Source organism: Sharpea azabuensis DSM 18934, from assembly GCF_000702165.1.
GTDB lineage: Bacteria > Bacillota_I > Bacilli_A > Erysipelotrichales > Coprobacillaceae > Sharpea > Sharpea azabuensis.
The window spans coordinates 20,333-39,395 of record NZ_JNKU01000026.1 but is presented as its reverse complement, the minus strand read 5'-3'; the positions used below and the strand labels follow the sequence as shown (position 1 = coordinate 39,395).

The window sequence follows — 19,063 nt, the reverse complement described above, 5'->3', positions numbered from 1 at the left end:
AGTTTCTGTTCAAATGTATATTTTGCTTTTCGTCCCATAATAAAACCCCCTAAAAGCAGGGCAGTACATATTGTGTATTTGTACTGTCTACCTTTAGGGGATCGTATCAAATCGGACATCTTTTCTTATGCATGCATTGTCAATACTGTCTGTAAGAATGATGTGGCCTGATTGATATAGTCAGGAGCACTCTTGACATAAAGTGAGATTTCTTTATCGGCATATTTGAATTTTGGCTTTGTAAAGAGCTTATTGGCAATACCAAAAAGCTTTTCACCATCCGCTTTTTCTGAGAATTCCTGAGTGAAGCGCATAGTAATCCCATTAGGATCTTCCTTGACTTCATCAAGATTCTTATTATGACAAAGGATTTCAAAACGGCGTTTCACAACAATATTCTCTACTTCGTGAGGAAGCTTACCATAGAGATCGACAAGTTCTTTTTCAACTGCATTGAGTTCTGTCATCTTGTTCGCATGATAGACTTTTTGATAGAGTTCTAGTTTTTCCATATCACTCTCCACATAGTCTTCTGGAATATAGCCATTAACTTTGACATTCTTGGCTGGAACAATATCACTTTCTTCCTCTTTCTTACCCTGCTTTTCATTAATTGCATCCTGTAAGATCTTCATATACATATCGAAACCAACTGTATCAATAAAGCCGGCCTGTTCACCACCTAAGATATCACCTGCCCCACGGATGGATAAATCACGCATGGCAATCTTATAGCCTGAGCCAAGCTGGGTGAAGTCTTTGATCGCTTTAAGACGCTTTGTGGCTTCTTCATTGAGTTGTTTGTTTTTACGATACAATAAATAAGCATAGGCTAAGCGTTCAGAACGGCCAACACGCCCCTTGATCTGATAGAGCTGGGCTAAGCCAAAACGATCCGCATCTTCAACAATAATGGTATTGGCATTAGGAATATCAATACCTGTTTCAATAATTGTTGTACAGATAAGAATATCATATTGATGTTCAACAAAGTCATTCATGACATCTTCAAGTTCTTCTTTTTTCATCTGTCCATGACCGATACCAATTCTTGCATTTGGTAACATGTTTTGAATCATGCTGGCAGTTTCCATAATATTCTCGGTACGATTATGGAGATAGAAGACCTGACCGCCACGGGCTAATTCTCGTTCAATGACCTGTCTTATTAATGGTGGATTCATTTCAGCTACATATGTCTGGACAGGCAGTCTGTTCATTGGTGGTGTTTCTATCTGACTTAGACCACGTACGCCCATCAAGCTCATTTGTAGTGTTCTTGGAATTGGTGTAGCAGTAAGGGTAAGCACATCAATTGTCTTACGATATTCCTTTATCTTCTCTTTCTGACGAACCCCAAAGCGCTGTTCTTCATCAATGCAAAGCAAGCCTAAATCCTTATAGACAACATCTTTAGAAAGCAAACGATGTGTCCCAACAATTAAATCAACTTTGCCTTCTTTAAGATCACTAAGAATGGTTTTTTTCTCTTTTGTCGTTGTAAAACGATTTAATAATCTTATTTCAACCGGGAAATTCTCAAATCGCTTGCACATCGTATGATAGTGCTGTTGCGAAAGAATGGTTGTTGGACAAAGGAATGCACACTGTTTACCACTTAAGATTGCTTTCATACAAGCACGTAAAGCTACTTCCGTCTTCCCAAAACCAACATCCCCACAAAGAAGTCGATCCATTGGTCGAGGCTTTTCCATATCCGCCTTGATTTCATCAACCGAGCGCTGCTGGTCAGGAGTAAGATTATAGCCAAATTGTTCTTCAAACTCAACCTGCATTGCACTGTCGGGTTCAAAGGCAAATCCTGGCTGCTTCATTCTTTCCGCATAAAGTGCAATCAATTCATCAGCCAAGCCATCGACTTTCTGTCGTACGCGAGCTTTTTCTTTTTGCCACTTTGTGCTGTTAAGTTCGTTGATTCTTGGAACTTTTCCATCCTTCGCAGAATATTTGCGAATAAGCTGGAAATTTTCTACTGGGACATAGAGAACATCATTACCTTTATAGGCAATATAGAGGTAGTCTTTATGCACACCACCCACTTCAAGGGTCTTAATGCCCATATACTGACCTATTCCATTCACATCATGAACAACATAATCGCCAATATTTAATTCATTATAGTCTTTAATAATTGTGGCATTTTTATATTTAATATAACGCTTTTTATGTGTGGCACTCTTAAAAAGTTCATTAGAAGTAAAGACAGCAACTCTCTCATCAACAAACTCCATGCCTTCAGGCAGGTTGGCAAGACAGATGTTAATGCCCTCATAGATTGCATCATCAACAGAGACAAGTGTATACTTCATCCCTAGTTCATCAAACATATTGACCATGCTGTCAACCTGATGCTTTTCACTTAAGGCCAAGAGCACTTTATCATAGGTCAGATAGTCGTTAAGCTGAGAAATGAATGTCTTTGAATTCACTAAGGAAATCTGCACCGGGCGAGCATTAAATAAGACCTGGTGATCTTTACTCTTAAAGCAGATGAAGTCGATCTGATGTTTCTTAAGTAAAGATACAACATCCTGATAGAGCTTAAGCCCCTTCAACATTTCTCCAATTTCTTCTAGTTCATGGAAATAGTAGAACGATTCTTCGGCAAAACGTTTATATTGTTCATTAATGCCTTCATAACTTGCTGTGACAAGAAGGCAATTAGGCGCATAATCTAATAAAGATCCCGTTGAGCGAAACAATGAGAGGTATTGATAGCTACGTGGTGTAAATTCACGGGCATATAGCGATTGTATATCCATTTCAATATTCTCATCAAGTTCTTCTTTATATTCACCTTCGAGCTGACTTTTTGCTTTGAGGGCTTTGATTGCTTCAACAACCTCATCCACTTCTTCTTCGCGGTAAAGCATGTCTGTAGCAGGCAATATTTCTACTTCTTTGACATTCTCACTACGTCTTTGCGTATCCTTGTCATAGAAAGAGATGGTATCAATTTCATCATCAAAGAATTCAATACGAATGGGTGATTCATATTGAATCGAATAGACATCAATAACACCCCCACGCTTACTCATATAAAATGGTGAGTCAACACGCTGTGTCACCTGATAACCCATTGATACAAGCTGTTTTCTAAGAATGCTTGGTTCAATAATTTGTCCTACATGTAATGATAATTTATTTTCTTTAAAGACTTCTGGAGAGCTGACATAGCGAATAATGGAATGTGTATGTGCGACAACAATCACTGGCTTATTCTCGCAAAGCGCATTTAAGGCATTCACACGCTCCCCAAGCAGTTCATAAGAATATGCGACAGCTTCAACACGTAATGATTCATCACTAGGAAAATAAACCACATCATTAATCATATTCTGCAAGCTTGTATAAAGCTGCATAGCTTGATACTGTGATTCTTTGACAATAATCATTGTACGTGGCTGAAGCAAAAAAGCACTAGCGATGAGGTAAGCCTCATCACTAGCTTCATTCGTAACAATTTCTCCCTTGCCTTTAAGCATTGTCTTAACGGCAGGGTTATTTTTTAATATCTCAACAATTTTTTTCATTTCATCACCCATTATACTGATTCATGACTTTATTGATATCGTCCGTCTCAATCCAGCATATAATAGCATCCACAGCCTTATCAATACCAGGTAATAAGAGCTGCATCTCAGGTATTGAGAAATGGCCAAGGACCCAATCCACTGTATCATAATGCTTCATCTTATCAATACCAACACGGATACGCTTGAATTCCTGCGTATGCATATGGGCAATCAGACTCTTGATGCCATTATGACCACCAGCTGAACCTTTTAGGCGAATACGCAATTTGCCTGTTGGCATGTCCATATCATCATAGACAACCATGACATCATCACTGTCCACCTTAAAATATTTCATCACCTGGCTAACAGATTGACCTGATTCATTCATATATGTCTGAGGCTTTAATAGAATGACATCTTCACCATGATACTTAAATTTCGTATAAAGGCCATCAAACTTCTTTGTATCAATAGATACGTTGAGTTTTTTCGCTAAAGCATCCATGACCATGAATCCAGTATTATGTCTTGTTTGATCATACTTCTTTCCCGGATTACCTAATCCTATAATTAATTTCATATCATCCTCTATCTTGCACAAATCACCATAGATACACCTGTAACGGTCATATGACGATTGACAATACTTTCATTTTCCATGCAATAGAGCACTTTATAATCATCATCAATCTCAACATCAATCTTGTCATAAGAAGGATTGAAATAAATGCGGAAGTCACGATACTCCCCTTCATCCTGCCAGACATGATATTCAATCATGCGATGATTCAGATTGTTGATTTCAAGATGTGCACGCATATCATCATAATCAAACATTCTAAAGCACTTATTGTTTTTTCTTAACTTAATAAACAAAGCTACATCCTTTGTCACTTCAATATAGCGATCACGACGACCCCAGTCTAACTGGTTCACCATGTCACCAGCATTATAGGAGTTATTATTACCCTGCTTTGTATCGAAGAATTCCTGACCAGCATGCAAGAAAGGAATACCCTGGGCGAATATCGTCATGCCAATCCCCATCAAGCAGCGTCTTTCCTTACAAAGATCATTTTCTTCCACATTTGAAACATTGATCTTATCATACATGGTCGCATTATCATGACATTCAATATAATTAAGATTCTGTTCAATTGAGTAGAATTTCTGATAATCAGCCATACAGATAATGGCTTCATTTGTCTTATATGTATCCCCAGAAACATAACCTTTTGTTTCAATCTGGTTATTACCACGAAGAGTGTCTCTAAAATGATCATTAAAGAAACCTACTCCTGGTGTCTGGTGGTTGTTTTCTATCGTTGTACGTTCATTCTCAGGAATAGCCGTACCCATATTCCAGCCTTCACCATAAAGCATGAAACTTGGGTCAATCTTCTTTCCCTGTGCAAGAATCATATTGACTGTTTCAATATCGACAATCCCCATTAAATCCATTCTAAAGCCATCTGCACCATATAATACTTGCCAGCGCTTAAGGGTATCAAGAATATATTTACGGCACATCTTGCCTTTACTATTTAAGTCATTACCACACCATGAGCCATTAGAAAGATTACCATTTTCATCCCTTCTAAAGAAATAATATGGGCATGTCTTTTCCAATGTATTCTTATTGACATCATGCATATGATTATAGACAACATCAATAATAACACGCATACGGTGGCGATGAAGATTATCAATCATTTCCTGGCATTCACGAATGCGGCGATAGCCATCATTAGGCAAAGTGACATAACTGCCTTCTGTGACATTGTATTGAGCTGGATCATAGCCCCAGTTATAGAGATCATAAGGGTGATCCTCATCGACTGTCGCAAAGTCATTAATTGGCATTAACTGGACATGTGTAATACCAAGTTTTTCAAGATAATCTACACCTGTTGAATGTCCCATGACGGTTTTATTACCTGTTTCTGAAAAAGCGAGAAACTTGCCTTTATGACGCAATCCGCCATAGCCATCCATTGAGAAATCACGTACGCCAACTTCATAAATGATGGCATCAGTGTAATGTTCAACAGCCTTTAAAGGATATTTCTTTGGTTTAACCTTATTGAGATCAATGACAACTGAAGAAGCCATATTTGCGGTAGAAGCATAGGCATAAGGATCACAGCTTTCTACTGAATCTTCATTCATCTTAATTTCATAGAGATAATTCCAGTTATCTAAATCTTTAAATACTTTAGCACTGTAGACACCTTTTTCTTCTCGCTTCATTGGGAAAAAGAGTGTTGTCCCATTACGAAAGACTTTCAATGTCACTTCTGTAGAAAGTGGTGACCAGACTTTAAAGGTTGTTACTCCTGGTGTGTAATGGGCACCTAGATCATCTCCATCATAATAAAAGAGATCATCAAACTCTTTAGTCAGAGCAATTGGTGAGAAATCAACATAACAAGTTAGTCCATAAGCATCAGAAATGACATAACTTCTTCCTAAGATGACAGAGGCATGAAGCAAATAGGTATTAAAGCCATTTTCTTCCTGTCCCATATCACCATGAAGCAGCTTTTGTTCTGTAGTGAGTGTATCTTTTATATAAAATTTTGGTGAGATTCCATTATAGTAGCCTTTAGAAAGGTAGACCTTAACGACATCAAAGGCAATCGCCTCGGCATACATTCTAATTGATTGTCTCTGCATTACAAAACGCCCCTTTCACATTTTCTTATTCTATCATAATTTATTCGAGATACAACTTGAATGCATGAAAAGACCTGCATTGGCAGGTCTTTCAATTAGACTTCTTGATTACTCAACAAGGCATCGAGTACTTCTGTTACACGTTCATACTCTTCATCTGTTTCAATTTCTTCAAGTTCATCTTCTGGTGTATCTGGATCACGATAGAATACAAATACATTGACATCATCTTCACCATCATCACCAAATAACATGTATTCACGGCCTGTTTCTTCATCAGTATAGGAGAAAATTAAGCTAACTTCCTTTTCTGCACCTGATTCATCAACAATTGTGATTGGTTCATTTGTAAAATCCATTACTTATTTGCTACCCTTTCTAAGTGCCAAATATCTTTCACATAGTCTTCGATTGTACGATCACTTGAGAAATAACCACTCATAGCGATATTCATAATGCACATCTTAGCCCAGTTATCTCTATCTTTATAGAGTTCATTAATCTTTTCCTGTGCTTTGACATAGCTATCGAAGTCTACTAAGAGATAATATTCATCATTATGGCTCATTAATTCATCAAAGATTAATTTAAATTCTTCACGACTAGAAGCAAATGTGCCATCTGTTAATGAATCAACAACCTTCTTGATTCTAAAGTCATTATTGTAATAATCCCAAGCATGATAACTATTATCAGCTTTCAATTTATTAATATCTTCAACCTTCATACCGAAGATGACGCAGTTTTCATCTCCAACACGTTCAGCAATTTCAACATTGGCACCATCCAATGTACCTAGTGTAACGGCCCCATTCATCATGAATTTCATATTTGAAGTACCTGATGCTTCTTTACCAGCTGTCGAAATCTGTTCAGAGACATCGGCAGCAGGAATAATATGTTCAGCAATTGTAACACCATAGTTTTCAATGAAAACAACCTTTAAGTACTGATTTGTTACAGGGTCGTTGTTCACAACATCAGCAACAGCATTAATCAATTTAATAACTTTCTTTGCGAAGTAGTATGATGGTGCAGCCTTAGCCCCGAAGATATATGTATGTGGATAGATTCTAAAACTTGGATCTTCCTTCATACGCTGATATAAGTAAATAACATGCATGATATTTAATAACTGACGTTTATAAGCATGTAATCTCTTAACCTGGATATCAAAGATAGAATTAACATCTACTTCAATACCATTATGTTCCTTGATATATCTTGCAAGATCTTCTTTACGCTGATATTTCACATTGAGGAACTTAGAGCGAATAATGGAATCATCAGCAAACTTCTTAAGTTTCTCTAAGTCATCTGGATGTTTAATCCAGCTATCCCCAATAGCTTCATGTAATAAGTCAGCTAACTGTGGGTTACAGTAAGCAAGCCAACGACGATGTGTTACACCATTTGTCTTGTTGTTGAATTTACCTGGGAAAATGCGATCGAAATCCTGCATTTCACGATTCTTTAAGATATCTGTATGAAGTGCGGCAACCCCATTAACAGAGAATGATCCAGCAATTGCCAGTCTAGCCATATGGACCTGACCATCACGTAAGATCATGACACGATTCAATAATTGTTCATCACCATTAGAAGCAATCTTTACATAACCGATGAAACGACGATGAATTTCTTCGATGATCTGATAGATACGTGGTAAAAGATTTTTCATCATTTCGATTGGCCATTTTTCCAATGCTTCAGCTAAGATTGTATGGTTTGTATAAGCACATGTATGTGTAACAATATCCCATGCTTCATCCCATTCAAATTCATAATCATCAATCAGGATTCTCATTAATTCAGGAATAACAAGAACTGGATGGGTATCATTTAACTGAATAACATTCTTATCCGCAAAATTATGTAAATCTGGATAAACTCTTAAGTGTGCACGCACAATTGAATTCAAGCCAGCAGCTACAAAGAAGTATTGCTGTTTTAAACGTAACATCTTACCAGCTGGTGTTGAATCATCTGGATAAAGTGTCTGTGTGATATCATTAACTTCCTGTGTATACTGACGGAAATCTTTATTTCTTGGGATATCATCAGCTGGTTCTGACTTCCATAGTCTTAATGTATTCGTAACTTTTGTATCAGCACCAACGATTGGGACATCATATGGCACAGCACGTACTAATTCAGCATCAACATGCTCCCATTTTTGTTTGTCACCATTCCATACAACATGACCAAAGAATTTAACATCACACTGATGCTTTGGTTTACGAACTTCCCAGGCATTGCCAAGTCTTAACCACTGATCTGGTACTTCAACCTGATATCCATCTTCAATCTTCTGTTCAAAGAAGCCATATGTATAACGGATTGTATGTCCAAAAGCAGGATAAGAGAGTGATGCAAGTGAGTCCATAAAACATGCTGCAAGACGGCCTAAACCACCATTACCTAAACCAGCATCTGATTCAAGTTCTTCAAGTTCATGGATATTAATGCCATAGTCAGCTAAACCTTCCTTGGCAATATCATAAATTCCAAGGTTCATCATGTTATTGACTAATAAACGCCCCATTAAGAATTCCATTGAAAAATAATGAACCTGTTTTTGTTCATGTTGCTGAACACTCATTTTAGTCATAGCCCAGTTGACTGAAGCATAATCACGAACCATGTTTTCAAGAATCATGAACTTTTCAGTAATATGAGATTCTTCTACAGTACGACCATATGTTTCAATGATTCGCTTAGAGAACTCATACTTAAATTCTTCTTTTGTTTTAAACATTTAGCAAATTTCCCCCAAATTAAGTTAGTTTGTAGTTTTTTTCTTTGTCTTACTTGCTTTTTTTGGAGCCTTTTCTGCAGCCTTTTTTGTGGCGGTTTTCTTTGCAGGGGCAGCCTTAGTAGACTTCTTCACTGTATCACTTTTTGTTTTGGCTTGCACTTCTTTTTTAACTGTTGTTTTCTTTTCTTCAGCTTTTTTAGCCTCAGCTTCTGCTTTTGCCTGATCTTCAGCTTCTTTTTTAGCTTTTGCTTCAGCTTCTTTTCTTGCTTTTTCTTCAGCTTCTGCTTTTGCTTTACGTACACTATTAAGTGTTTCTTCACCATGATATTCAAATACGCATGATGCTAATGGTGCTAATTTAACTTTAATATAGTTTTCTTCATTGAGAACTTTGCCCTTCTTTGAACGAATTGCACGACTATTGACATAGTTAGAGCCAGTATATTCAGCTGCATCAGTATTTAATACTTCCTTATAGCTACCAGCAAAAGGAACAGGTACAGTATATTCTTCATGCTGATTACCAATGAAGTTACCAACAAAGACTAAGCATCCTCCATCTGGATTCATTCTTGCATAAGCAAATACTGACTGACTATTATCATCAACAACTAACCATCTAAATGAGTCAGGATTATAGTCATCATAGAAAGCATCATGAGTTGTATAAAGCTTATTTAAATCTCTAAAGAATTTATTGAAGCTATCATGCTGTGGGTATTTCAAGATACTCCAGCCTAAAGCCTTTCTTTCATCCCATTCTTTATATTCAGCTAATTCATTCCCCATGAAGTTAAGCTTCTTACCTGGATGTGTAAACATATATGTATAAAGCGATTTAACTTGTGCAAACTTCTGATCATTGTTGCCCCACATCTTATCGAGGATTGTACCTTTTGAATGAACAACTTCATCATGTGAGAATGGTAAGATAAAGTTTTCAGTATAGAAATACATCATTGAGAATGTTAATAAATTATGATCATACTGACGATAAACTGGATCTTCTTTGAAATATCTTAAGGTATCATTCATCCAGCCCATATCCCACTTATAGTCAAAGCCAACACCACCATCAGCAACACTCTTAGTGACATATGGGAAATCTGTTGAATCTTCGGCAATCATCATAACACCAGGGAATTTCTCTGTCATATTGCTGTTGAGGCGCTTTAAGAATTCAATGGCACCATCATTCTGGCCAATGAATTTATTGCCCTTCCAATAAAGCATATTGCTGACAGCATCAAAACGGAAACCATCAACATGATAAATATCAGCCCAGAAATCAACGGCAGACATTAAGAACGAACGTACTTCTTCTTTACCACAATCAAAATAGACAGAATCCCATTCAGAATATCTTCTATTAATATCATCATATTCATAAACACAGCCACCATCAAACATATGTAAACCATGACCATCTTTAACGAAGTGCGCTAAAACCATATCCATAATGACACCAAGCCCTGCTTCATGCGCTGCATCAACAAAAGCCATCAGCTGTTTTGGATGTCCATAACGACTTGTAGCTGAGAAATAACCAGTTGCTTGATAACCCCATGATCCATCAAATGGGAATTCATTTAATGGCATAAGTTCAAGATGTGTAAAGCCATGATCAACGGCATATGGAATGATCTGATCTATAAGTTCTTCATAAGAATAGAATTCGCCATCTTCTGTATCGGTAAATTCTTTCTTTAACTTCCAGCTACCTAAGTTTGCTTCATAAATTGAGAGTGGCTTATGGAAGTTCTTATCACGATTTTTCATCCATTTCGCATCAGTCCACTCATATCCAGCTAAATCAAAATACTTGCTACCTGTACCAGGTCTCATTTCACTAAAGAATGCATATGGATCAGCCTTATCTATAAGTGCTCCAGATGATGTTTCAATACGATATTTATAAACTTGGAATTCCTGGACATTAGGAATGAATTTTGTGAAAATACCACCATCCGTATATCTCTCCATATAGTCTAGCTTGCCATCCCAAAGGTTGAAATCCCCAACAACCTGGACGCTTCTTGCATGTGGTGCATAAACAGTAAAACGCACACCCTTCTCCCCATTATATTCTTCAGGATGTGCACCAAACACCTTATAAGCTTCCATGCATTTTCCTTCATGGAATAATTGAATTAAAAAGTTATCTAACATAAAAAATGTAACTCCTTTCATTTACCTTCATTATACATGATACATGCAAATATTCCATGTCTTTTCGACAACTCACAAAAATATTGTCATCAATACTTTACTTAAAAAATAGCCTCATTTTCATTTCAAATTCAAAACATTTTCATATTATCACCATTTCATCTTGATTTCTTGATGCTTGCGAGAATGTTAGAAAATATGCACATCATTATAGTGTTAATGAAAATTTTTATTCCAGTTCAGGAAATGTGATTAGATATACTCATTTTATTGACAGACTTCACAATTTAGCTTATATTGGGCTTGCGAGATCTGCATTCAAGCAAATCGAAGGGACAAGAGCTGCTACTCTTGTCCCTTCTAGCTTTTAACGAGGCTTAGCTCAGGCATGCTTTATAGCCTTTATGAGTTGCCTGATGACAAGCTCCAGTGCCTTCTCTGCCATCAGCTTGATGACGGCCTCGACTGCACTTCTCAAGAGCCATAGGATAACCTGCATCCAAGCACCTCCTTTCCCGCCACAAATCGGAGGCGGAAGAAAAGTGCTCCTATATATGTATTCGCTAGAAATTCACTTTTTACTCAAAAGAAATTACATTTTTTCAAACTTCAATTTCACGATCATTGGTCAATCAAAAAAAGTATTGCATTTAGCATTGCTTTTTGTTAGAATGAGTGGGCAAATGAACGAAAGGATGAGGTGAGAACTATGGCACACATGAAACAGCAGATCAAAAGATATAAAAACGATTATAAGAAACATGCAAAGAATGTTGCTTTTAAATCTGCATTAAAGACTGAAATCAAAAAAGTCTTAGCAGCAGTTGAAGCTGGTAATAAAGAAGAAGCTATCAAAGCTTACAATTCATGCGCAAGCAAATTAGATTCTTCTGTATCTAAAGGTCTTCACAAGAAGAATTATGCTTCTAACCAGAAGTCAAGATTACAGAAAAAAATCAACTCTCTTGGCTAATCAAGAGAGTTTTTTCTTTGGCTATTATGTCATTTGGCATAATAGCTTTTTTTCTTTAGATCCATATGATTGAATTCTTTAATCATTATAGATAAAATGATTAAAGAAATGAGGTTTACATATGTTAAGAAATGAAACAAGATCTGTACATGTTGGTGATTTGACAATTGGTGGTAATGATCATGTTGTCATTCAGTCAATGTGTAATACAAAGACAAAGAATGTTGAAGCAACTGTAAAACAAATATTAGAACTTGAAGAAGTAGGCTGTGAACTCATCCGTGTAGCAATCTTTGATCAAGAAGATGCATTAGCTATTCGTGAAATCAAGAAACAAATTCATATTCCAATGGTTGCTGATATTCATTTTGATTATCGTTTAGCTTTAACAGCGATTGAATCAGGTATTGATAAGATTCGTATTAATCCTGGTAATATTGGTTCGATTGAACATACAAGAGCTGTTGTAGAAGCTTGTAAAGCTAGACATATTCCTATTCGTATTGGTGTGAATGGTGGTTCATTAGAAAGAGAAATCTTGAAGAAATATGGTAAGCCTACTGCTGAAGGTATGGTTGAAAGTGCCATGAATCATATCAAGATTCTCGAAGACCTGGATTTCCATGATATTGTCATTTCTCTTAAATCATCAAATACCTTACTGACAATTAAGGCCTATGAACTTGCTGCAAAGACATTCCCTTATCCTCTTCATATTGGGGTAACGGAAGCTGGTACAGCATTAGGTGGGACAATTAAGAGTGCCTTTGGATTGGGTACCCTGATGTATGAAGGTATTGGTAATACAATACGTGTTTCTTTAAGTGATGACCCAGTTAAAGAAATACAGGTTGCTAAAATCTTATTGAAGGAAGAAGGATTGCTCGGTGGTGTGCCAACACTTGTCAGCTGTCCAACATGCGGCCGTATTCAATACAATATGCTTCCTATTGCCAACGAACTTGAGCCTTGGCTACAGGCAAATGTTCATGAGGATATTACCGTAGCCATCATGGGATGTGCCGTCAATGGCCCAGGTGAGGCAAGAAATGCGGATATTGGTATTGCTGGTGGAGTTGGTGAAGGCCTGCTTATAAAAGGTGGCGAAATCATCCGTAAAATTCCTGAAGATCAGTTAGTAAGCGAATTGAAGAAAGAAATTCTAAAACTTGTAGAAGAGAGAAAGCATAAAGCTTAAAAGCCATGTAGGAAATAACCTACATGGTTCTTTTTACATAAATACACCTGTCACAAAGATTTCTAAGCCAATAAATATTAAAATACAGCCACCTAAGATTGTTGCTTTTTCAGCTAGCTTCTCACCAAACTTAATACCAATACGTAAGCCAACTAAGCATATCACAAGCGTTACAATCGCAATCAGCACACAGGCTACAAATGCCTTTAAAGCATTATAAGAAGCAATGGTAAAGCCAACAGACAAAGCATCGATGGAAGTCGCAATTCCCTGAATCATTAAAGTCGAATGATCAATTTCCGCCTCATCTTCACTCATTTCCCCACTCAAGCCTTCTTTAAGCATATTGATCCCAATATACAACAATAGAATCAAGGCAATATAAGGTATGAACTTCTCAAAAACTTTAAAATAGCGTACTAATGTATGCACACAAAACCAGCCAATCATAGGCATCATAAACTGGAACCAGGCAAACGTACCGGCAATCTTAAAACGGTTATACCAGCGCATTCGTGGATTCTTGAGGCCATTGGCAAGGCTTACCGAAAAAGCGTCCATCGCTAAACCTACACCTGTCAAACAGCTATTGAAAATAAAACCTAATGAAAACATGATCTTCCTCCAAAATAAAAGATATAGCACACACATGCTATACCTTAGAATGTAGACTCACCCCATGCATAGCTTGCGCTAAACATGAGTCTTGCAATTATGGATGAACCAGGCTTACATAACCATTATGTTGACTCATCCCCACTTGGGCTGCTACTCCCTCACGTGTTTTCACTATACCTTGACCCTCCCTTGTAAGTCTACACTAACATTTTATTTTTTTCATTTTTTAGTGAGTAATTTCTTCTTTTCAAACGAATAAATATATAGAAGTATTAGAAAAGGAGAAATGAAAAATGAACAACTATTTAACCGCTATCTCATTAAACGAATTCAATCAGGTCTTAGAATTGCATGATATCTATGTTGATAAGCATACCCAAATCAAGATACTACGTGCCCTGCGTTCTAACATCTATGCCTTAGTCAACGATGACTATACTTGTGTCTTAGAGGAATATATCAGTCATCTTGCAGACTGCAATATTGATTCCATCCATAATATGTGTACTTATTTCAAACCATTACTCACATAAATCCATGTATCCTAAACCTTTCTAGGTTTAGGATTTTTCTTTTTCGAACACTCTTGATAGGCTAGAAGAATGATTCTCAGATAGTTTTTTATAAAGGGTGCAGGATTATTTAATCCTTCATGCCATCCACGTTGTAATACAGATAAGCTTCATAGTATTGATCAATATTTTCTAAATTCTTTCTTTCAATCGATACATACTTTTGTATTTCAAACCTATCTTTACACAACAATAAATGCGTAAGTCAAACGGCTCATCCGGCCATTACGATCATCGAAGGAATTAATGCTAAAAAAACATAAACAAAGACAGCTATGACAAAAAGTAGCCCAACTTCTCGTGTGACAGCCTGATGATAGGCTTCTTCTCATTCACCCTTTTAGCTTTTTTGATCGCTTGAGTAAGGGCTCATATTTCTTATCCCCATGCATTTCAAAAATATCATAATGAAACTATCTCACTTGCATCATCTCTTTCTCACTATGTCATAATGCTTACTTTTCATTTAGTCATTTACCCTACAAATGACTAAATGAAAAAGAAGAAGTTCTACAAAGAAATTCAATAAAGACAAGACTTATTACAGCCTTGTCTTCTTTTTATTTGATGATCTTTTCTTTAAGATGTGGATTAAAGACTTGCTTTCTAAGCATGTCAATCTCTTCTCCATAAGGAGCTACATCTTCAATATAAGGTGTTTCTAAAATCTTTGGAACATTCTCAAGTCTTGGATGATGAACAACGTTGTTGAGAGCTTCAAAGCCAATTGTCCCATAACCGATATTTTCATGACGGTCCTTATGTGCACCACGAGGATTTTTCGAATCATTGACATGAATGACTTTTACACGCCCTAAACCAACTTTTGCATCAACTTCATCAAGAATGCTATCAAAGTCATTAATATCATAACCCGCATCATTTAAGTGACATGTATCAAGACATAATCCTAATTTATCACTGAGTGCGACATGATCTATAATATACTTGAGCTGATCAAAGTCTGTGCCTAATTCCGTCCCCTTGCCAGCCATTGTTTCTAAGGCAATTGTACAGCCCTGGTCTTCTTTTAAGACTGTATTGAGTCCTTTAACTATTGAATCAAGTCCTGCTTCAATGCCACCCTTGACATGAGCACCAGGATGAAGGACAAGAATCTTCGCCCCAATTTCATCCACGCGTTCAATTTCCTGAGCTAAAAAATCAACAGCTAACGCATAGGTTTCTGGTTTAATTGTATTGCCAAGATTGATGATATAAGGCGCATGAACAACGACATGATCCATATCAATACCATTTTCCTGCATTAAGGCCTTGGCTTCATCAACACGTAATTCACTAATTGGCTTACGTCTTGTATTTTGTGGTGCACCGGTATAAAACATGAAAGTATTGGCCTTGTAGCTTAAAGCTTCCTTAACGCTTCCAACAAGCATCTGCTTGCCAGACATTCCTACATGTGATCCAATAATTAATCCCATGAACTATTATTCTCCTCAGCCAATCTCTTTTCACGCTGTGCTTTCTTGTAACGTTCTTTTCTCTGACGACGGATATCATTACGGATGATTTCACGTTTCTTTTTACGATAAAGCTTTTCAACTTCCGCTTTTCTCTTCTTTTTATAACCAGGTTTTACTTTACGTGGCTTACGTACAATCTTTGCGACTTCTTTTTCAAGTTCACTTGGTTCATGTGTTCTGTTCTTACGTTTCTGACGTTCACCAGCATCAACAAGATGTCCCTTCTTGATCTCTTTCATTAAGAAGTGAATACCTTTCTTTTCTAAAGCTTCTGTCATCGCCTGATTGCTTGTATCATACATGGAGAAACATTCACCCGTATAACTGCCACGGCCACAACGGCCAGAACGGTGAATATAGAAATCTTTTTCGGTTGGGAATTCCATATTGATAACATGGGATACACCATCGATATCAATACCTCTTGCGGCAATATCTGTTGCAACGATATATTGATATTCATTATTATGAATACGACGCATCATCTGTTTTCTTTCACGTGGCTGTAAGTCACCATGAATTTCACCAACTTTTACGCCATCATTTCTTAACTGATGCGTAAGCTTGCTGGCCTCCTGTCTTGTATTACAGAAGATAATACAGATATATGGATCAATAATATTCATGATTGATCTCAAGACTTCATAACGATCTTTGTGTTTTGTAGGAATGAGGTAATGATTGACATGATCTGATGAGGCTTTCTTTTCATCAACCTGCACCAATTCAGGATTCTTCATATATTTTCTTAAGAAGACCTGGAGTTCTTGGGGAATTGTGGCGGAGAATACAAGCATCTGCAAGTCCTCACGCATCTTGCCTAAGACTTCATCAAGATCTTCTAAATAACCAAATTCCAATGTCATATCCGCTTCATCTATAACGAAACGTGTTGCCGTTGTAATGATCAAAGCCTGTTCATTTAAAGAAAGGTCCTTAATTCTTCCCGGTGTCCCAATGACAACATGGGGCTGATGGTTAAGTTTTGCGATTGCCTTCTGTTTATCACTGCCACCTATCACAAGAGAAACACGTAATGCTTCATTATATTTCTTAAAGACTTTCGCATTCTCATAAATCTGCATCGCAAGTTCACGTGTTGGGGCAACAATAACAACCTGGACACTATCTTTTGATGTATCGATTTCATTCATAATAGGTAAGAGGAATGCATGTGTCTTACCTGTACCTGTCTGGGAAATACCCATGATATCACGATGATGTGTGACAAGGGGAATCACCTTTTCCTGAATAGGTGTTGGTGTGTCAAAATGCATATGTTCAATTGTCCTATTGACAAATTCTTGAAAATGATAATTCATAAATGTAGTCATACTTTTCGCCTCCTTTTAAGCCAATTGATTATACCATACTTTTTTCCAAAATCAAATTTTATTGATAAATTCATACTTTTCTATGACTTGCATTTCTTTTCAAGAATTGGTAGGCTTAAAGAAAGAAAAGAGGTTTATACATGAAAGTAACAGGAATAACACCAAGAGGTTATTGTAAAGGGGTTGTGCGTGCAATCAATATCGCCAAAGAAGCAGCTAAAAGCCATAAACCCCTCTATATTCTCGGGATGATAGTTCATAATGAATATATCGTAAACGCCCTCAAAGACTTAGGGGCCATTACAATTGAAGATGCTTCCAAAACAAGACTTGAACTCTTGGATGAAGTGAATGAAGGCACTGTTGTCATTACTGCTCATGGAGCTGGAGATGAAGTTACACAAAAAGCCCTCGCTAAAGGGCTTGATGTGATTGATGCAAGTTGTTTAGATGTCATAAAGACCCATGATTTAATTAAAGAAGAACTTAAGGATGGCTATGAAGTACTCTATATTGGCAAGAAAGGTCACCCTGAAAGTGAAGGGGCATTGATGATTGATCCTGAACATATTCATCTGATTACCAAGAAGGAAGATTTTGATGACGTTGATCCACATAAGAAATATATCATCACCAACCAGACAACAATGTCTCTCTTTGATGTCTATGACTTATGTGAATATGCCAAAACTATTCTTGATGATGTCACAATTGAACAAGAAATTTGTAATGCGACAAAGATCAGACAGGAAGCTATTAAGAATATGGATGAAGATATTGATATTGTCTTTATTGTCGGGGATCCTCATTCCAATAACACGAAGAAGCTTGCTTCAATCAGTCAAGATCAGGCTGGCAAAGAGACTTATATGATTGGTTCTATTGATGAACTAGATGTCAACTTACTCAAAGGCAAACACCATGCGGCTATCAGTTCAGGTGCTTCCACACCTACAAGTCTTACGAACCAGATCATTAACTTTATTCGACAATTTGATGAAAATGACCCAACAACCTACATCAAACCAACAATTGATTATACAAAGATACTTTAAAAAGTGATGGCAATTAGTCATCACTTTTCCTATATTGTTTGATTTTCTGAATAAATTTATAAGTGATTTCAGCTGTAATCCCCCAGATAACTTCCCCATCATATTGATAGAAAAGCAAGTCTCTTTTCATTGTCATAAAAGGATAATCCTTTCCTCCAACTAATTCATAAGGGAAGTTATCTTCAAGAAAAGGTTTATAAACCATCTTATGCACTTCAGGCTCATGAGTAAGAAAATAAGACAGTGGGACTTTAAAAACATGATCAACTTCATCTCTAGAATAAGTATTGTGATAGTCATGCAAGATGCCAATAAAAGGCCAGATGGCACGTCCATTGACACTCATATGGCCATCAAGAGCACTGATGATTTCAACCTGTTTTTCATTCACAAGCAGTTCTTCACATGTTTCACGAAGGGCGGCTTTTTTACGCTTCTCATGTTTTTCTAAACGGCCACCAGGAAAACATACTTCTAATGGCTGGGTGATATGGCGAGAACGTACTTCATAGAGAATATATGTCTCCCCCTTTTCTTCAATAAGAGGTATGAGGATGCTTGAAGCGCCTTTATGATTATGGGCAAGAGTAGGCTTACAGCTCTCTTCTTGTAACTTTTTTAAGATATCCTGCATAATCATCACTTCCTTTTTGTCATTCTATCATAGTCTTTCAAAATGACATAATA

Annotated in this window: 15 protein-coding genes; 4 read left to right on the top strand and 11 right to left on the bottom strand. The window is 36.9% G+C overall.

Annotated elements, in window-relative coordinates; all coding sequences use genetic code 11:
- Window positions 1-125: 125 nt before the first annotated feature.
- The 7 genes from mfd to T529_RS13610 form a co-directional block, all read right to left on the bottom strand.
- Complete coding sequence (gene mfd, locus T529_RS0106665; protein WP_033162840.1) at window positions 126-3,554, bottom strand: transcription-repair coupling factor; 3,429 nt, start codon at window positions 3,552-3,554, stop codon at window positions 126-128.
- 4 nt (window positions 3,555-3,558) lie between these two features.
- Entirely contained in the window at window positions 3,559-4,119 is a 561-nt protein-coding gene (pth, locus tag T529_RS0106660) for an aminoacyl-tRNA hydrolase (RefSeq protein WP_033162834.1), read from the bottom strand.
- An 8-nt stretch (window positions 4,120-4,127) separates the two neighbouring features.
- Window positions 4,128-6,215 carry a type I pullulanase gene (gene pulA / locus T529_RS0106655; RefSeq protein WP_033162833.1) on the bottom strand — a complete coding sequence of 696 codons (2,088 nt, stop codon included), beginning with the start codon at window positions 6,213-6,215 and terminating at the stop codon, window positions 4,128-4,130.
- Window positions 6,216-6,310: 95 nt separating this feature from the next.
- Entirely contained in the window at window positions 6,311-6,574 is a 264-nt protein-coding gene (locus tag T529_RS0106650; protein WP_033162832.1) for a DUF1292 domain-containing protein, read from the bottom strand.
- Entirely contained in the window at window positions 6,574-8,973 is a 2,400-nt protein-coding gene (locus tag T529_RS0106645) for a glycogen/starch/alpha-glucan phosphorylase (protein ID WP_033162831.1), read from the bottom strand. The genes T529_RS0106650 and T529_RS0106645 overlap by 1 nt, the downstream gene beginning before the upstream one ends.
- Window positions 8,974-8,997: 24 nt before the next feature.
- Window positions 8,998-11,142, bottom strand: coding sequence for a 1,4-alpha-glucan branching protein GlgB (gene glgB, locus T529_RS0106640; protein WP_156032199.1), 2,145 nt, complete (start codon window positions 11,140-11,142; stop codon window positions 8,998-9,000).
- 377 nt (window positions 11,143-11,519) lie between these two features.
- The gene (locus T529_RS13610; RefSeq protein WP_274518634.1) at window positions 11,520-11,645 is read right to left on the bottom strand and encodes a hypothetical protein; all 126 of its coding nucleotides are present in this window, start codon (window positions 11,643-11,645) and stop codon (window positions 11,520-11,522) included.
- A gap of 206 nt (window positions 11,646-11,851) precedes the next feature.
- Between T529_RS13610 and rpsT the strand changes: the two genes are divergently transcribed.
- On the top strand, window positions 11,852-12,115 hold the full coding sequence (gene rpsT / locus T529_RS0106635) for a 30S ribosomal protein S20 (protein ID WP_033162830.1): 264 nt from the start codon (window positions 11,852-11,854) through the stop codon (window positions 12,113-12,115).
- A 121-nt stretch (window positions 12,116-12,236) separates the two neighbouring features.
- Entirely contained in the window at window positions 12,237-13,313 is a 1,077-nt protein-coding gene (gene ispG, locus T529_RS0106630; protein WP_033162829.1) for a flavodoxin-dependent (E)-4-hydroxy-3-methylbut-2-enyl-diphosphate synthase, read from the top strand.
- A 33-nt stretch (window positions 13,314-13,346) separates the two neighbouring features.
- Here ispG and T529_RS0106625 read toward each other — a convergent pair whose 3' ends face one another.
- A complete protein-coding gene (locus T529_RS0106625) occupies window positions 13,347-13,928 on the bottom strand; it encodes a manganese efflux pump MntP (protein ID WP_143064984.1) in 582 nt (193 codons plus the stop codon).
- Between the two features lie 296 nt (window positions 13,929-14,224).
- Between T529_RS0106625 and T529_RS0106620 the strand changes: the two genes are divergently transcribed.
- On the top strand, window positions 14,225-14,464 hold the full coding sequence (locus T529_RS0106620) for a hypothetical protein (RefSeq protein WP_033162828.1): 240 nt from the start codon (window positions 14,225-14,227) through the stop codon (window positions 14,462-14,464).
- A gap of 599 nt (window positions 14,465-15,063) precedes the next feature.
- Here T529_RS0106620 and T529_RS0106615 read toward each other — a convergent pair.
- Both T529_RS0106615 and T529_RS0106610 read right to left on the bottom strand, forming a co-directional pair.
- The gene (locus T529_RS0106615) at window positions 15,064-15,945 is read right to left on the bottom strand and encodes a deoxyribonuclease IV (protein WP_033162827.1); all 882 of its coding nucleotides are present in this window, start codon (window positions 15,943-15,945) and stop codon (window positions 15,064-15,066) included.
- Entirely contained in the window at window positions 15,936-17,321 is a 1,386-nt protein-coding gene (locus T529_RS0106610; protein WP_033162826.1) for a DEAD/DEAH box helicase, read from the bottom strand. Before T529_RS0106610 ends, T529_RS0106615 begins: the two co-directional genes overlap by 10 nt.
- 140 nt (window positions 17,322-17,461) lie before the next feature.
- Between T529_RS0106610 and T529_RS0106605 the strand changes: the two genes are divergently transcribed.
- Window positions 17,462-18,376 carry a 4-hydroxy-3-methylbut-2-enyl diphosphate reductase gene (locus T529_RS0106605; RefSeq protein ID WP_033162825.1) on the top strand — a complete coding sequence of 305 codons (915 nt, stop codon included), beginning with the start codon at window positions 17,462-17,464 and terminating at the stop codon, window positions 18,374-18,376.
- Window positions 18,377-18,389: 13 nt separating this feature from the next.
- Here the strand turns inward: T529_RS0106605 and T529_RS0106600 are convergent, their stop codons facing one another.
- Complete coding sequence (locus T529_RS0106600; protein WP_051646894.1) at window positions 18,390-19,010, bottom strand: NUDIX hydrolase; 621 nt, start codon at window positions 19,008-19,010, stop codon at window positions 18,390-18,392.
- Between the last annotated feature and the right edge of the window lie 53 nt (window positions 19,011-19,063).

Coding starts and splice junctions, on each gene's coding strand:
- T529_RS0106620 (WP_033162828.1), top strand. CDS start 14,225: ATGAACAACTATTTAACCGCTATCTCATTAAACGAATTCAATCAGGTC.
- T529_RS0106605 (WP_033162825.1), top strand. CDS start 17,462: ATGAAAGTAACAGGAATAACACCAAGAGGTTATTGTAAAGGGGTTGTG.
- T529_RS0106615 (WP_033162827.1), bottom strand. CDS start 15,945: ATGGGATTAATTATTGGATCACATGTAGGAATGTCTGGCAAGCAGATG.
- T529_RS0106600 (WP_051646894.1), bottom strand. CDS start 19,010: ATGCAGGATATCTTAAAAAAGTTACAAGAAGAGAGCTGTAAGCCTACT.
- T529_RS0106645 (WP_033162831.1), bottom strand. CDS start 8,973: ATGTTTAAAACAAAAGAAGAATTTAAGTATGAGTTCTCTAAGCGAATC.
- T529_RS0106610 (WP_033162826.1), bottom strand. CDS start 17,321: ATGACTACATTTATGAATTATCATTTTCAAGAATTTGTCAATAGGACA.
- T529_RS0106625 (WP_143064984.1), bottom strand. CDS start 13,928: ATGTTTTCATTAGGTTTTATTTTCAATAGCTGTTTGACAGGTGTAGGT.
- mfd (WP_033162840.1), bottom strand. CDS start 3,554: ATGAAAAAAATTGTTGAGATATTAAAAAATAACCCTGCCGTTAAGACA.
- pth (WP_033162834.1), bottom strand. CDS start 4,119: ATGAAATTAATTATAGGATTAGGTAATCCGGGAAAGAAGTATGATCAA.
- T529_RS0106650 (WP_033162832.1), bottom strand. CDS start 6,574: ATGGATTTTACAAATGAACCAATCACAATTGTTGATGAATCAGGTGCA.
- glgB (WP_156032199.1), bottom strand. CDS start 11,142: ATGTTAGATAACTTTTTAATTCAATTATTCCATGAAGGAAAATGCATG.
- rpsT (WP_033162830.1), top strand. CDS start 11,852: ATGGCACACATGAAACAGCAGATCAAAAGATATAAAAACGATTATAAG.
- ispG (WP_033162829.1), top strand. CDS start 12,237: ATGTTAAGAAATGAAACAAGATCTGTACATGTTGGTGATTTGACAATT.
- pulA (WP_033162833.1), bottom strand. CDS start 6,215: ATGCAGAGACAATCAATTAGAATGTATGCCGAGGCGATTGCCTTTGAT.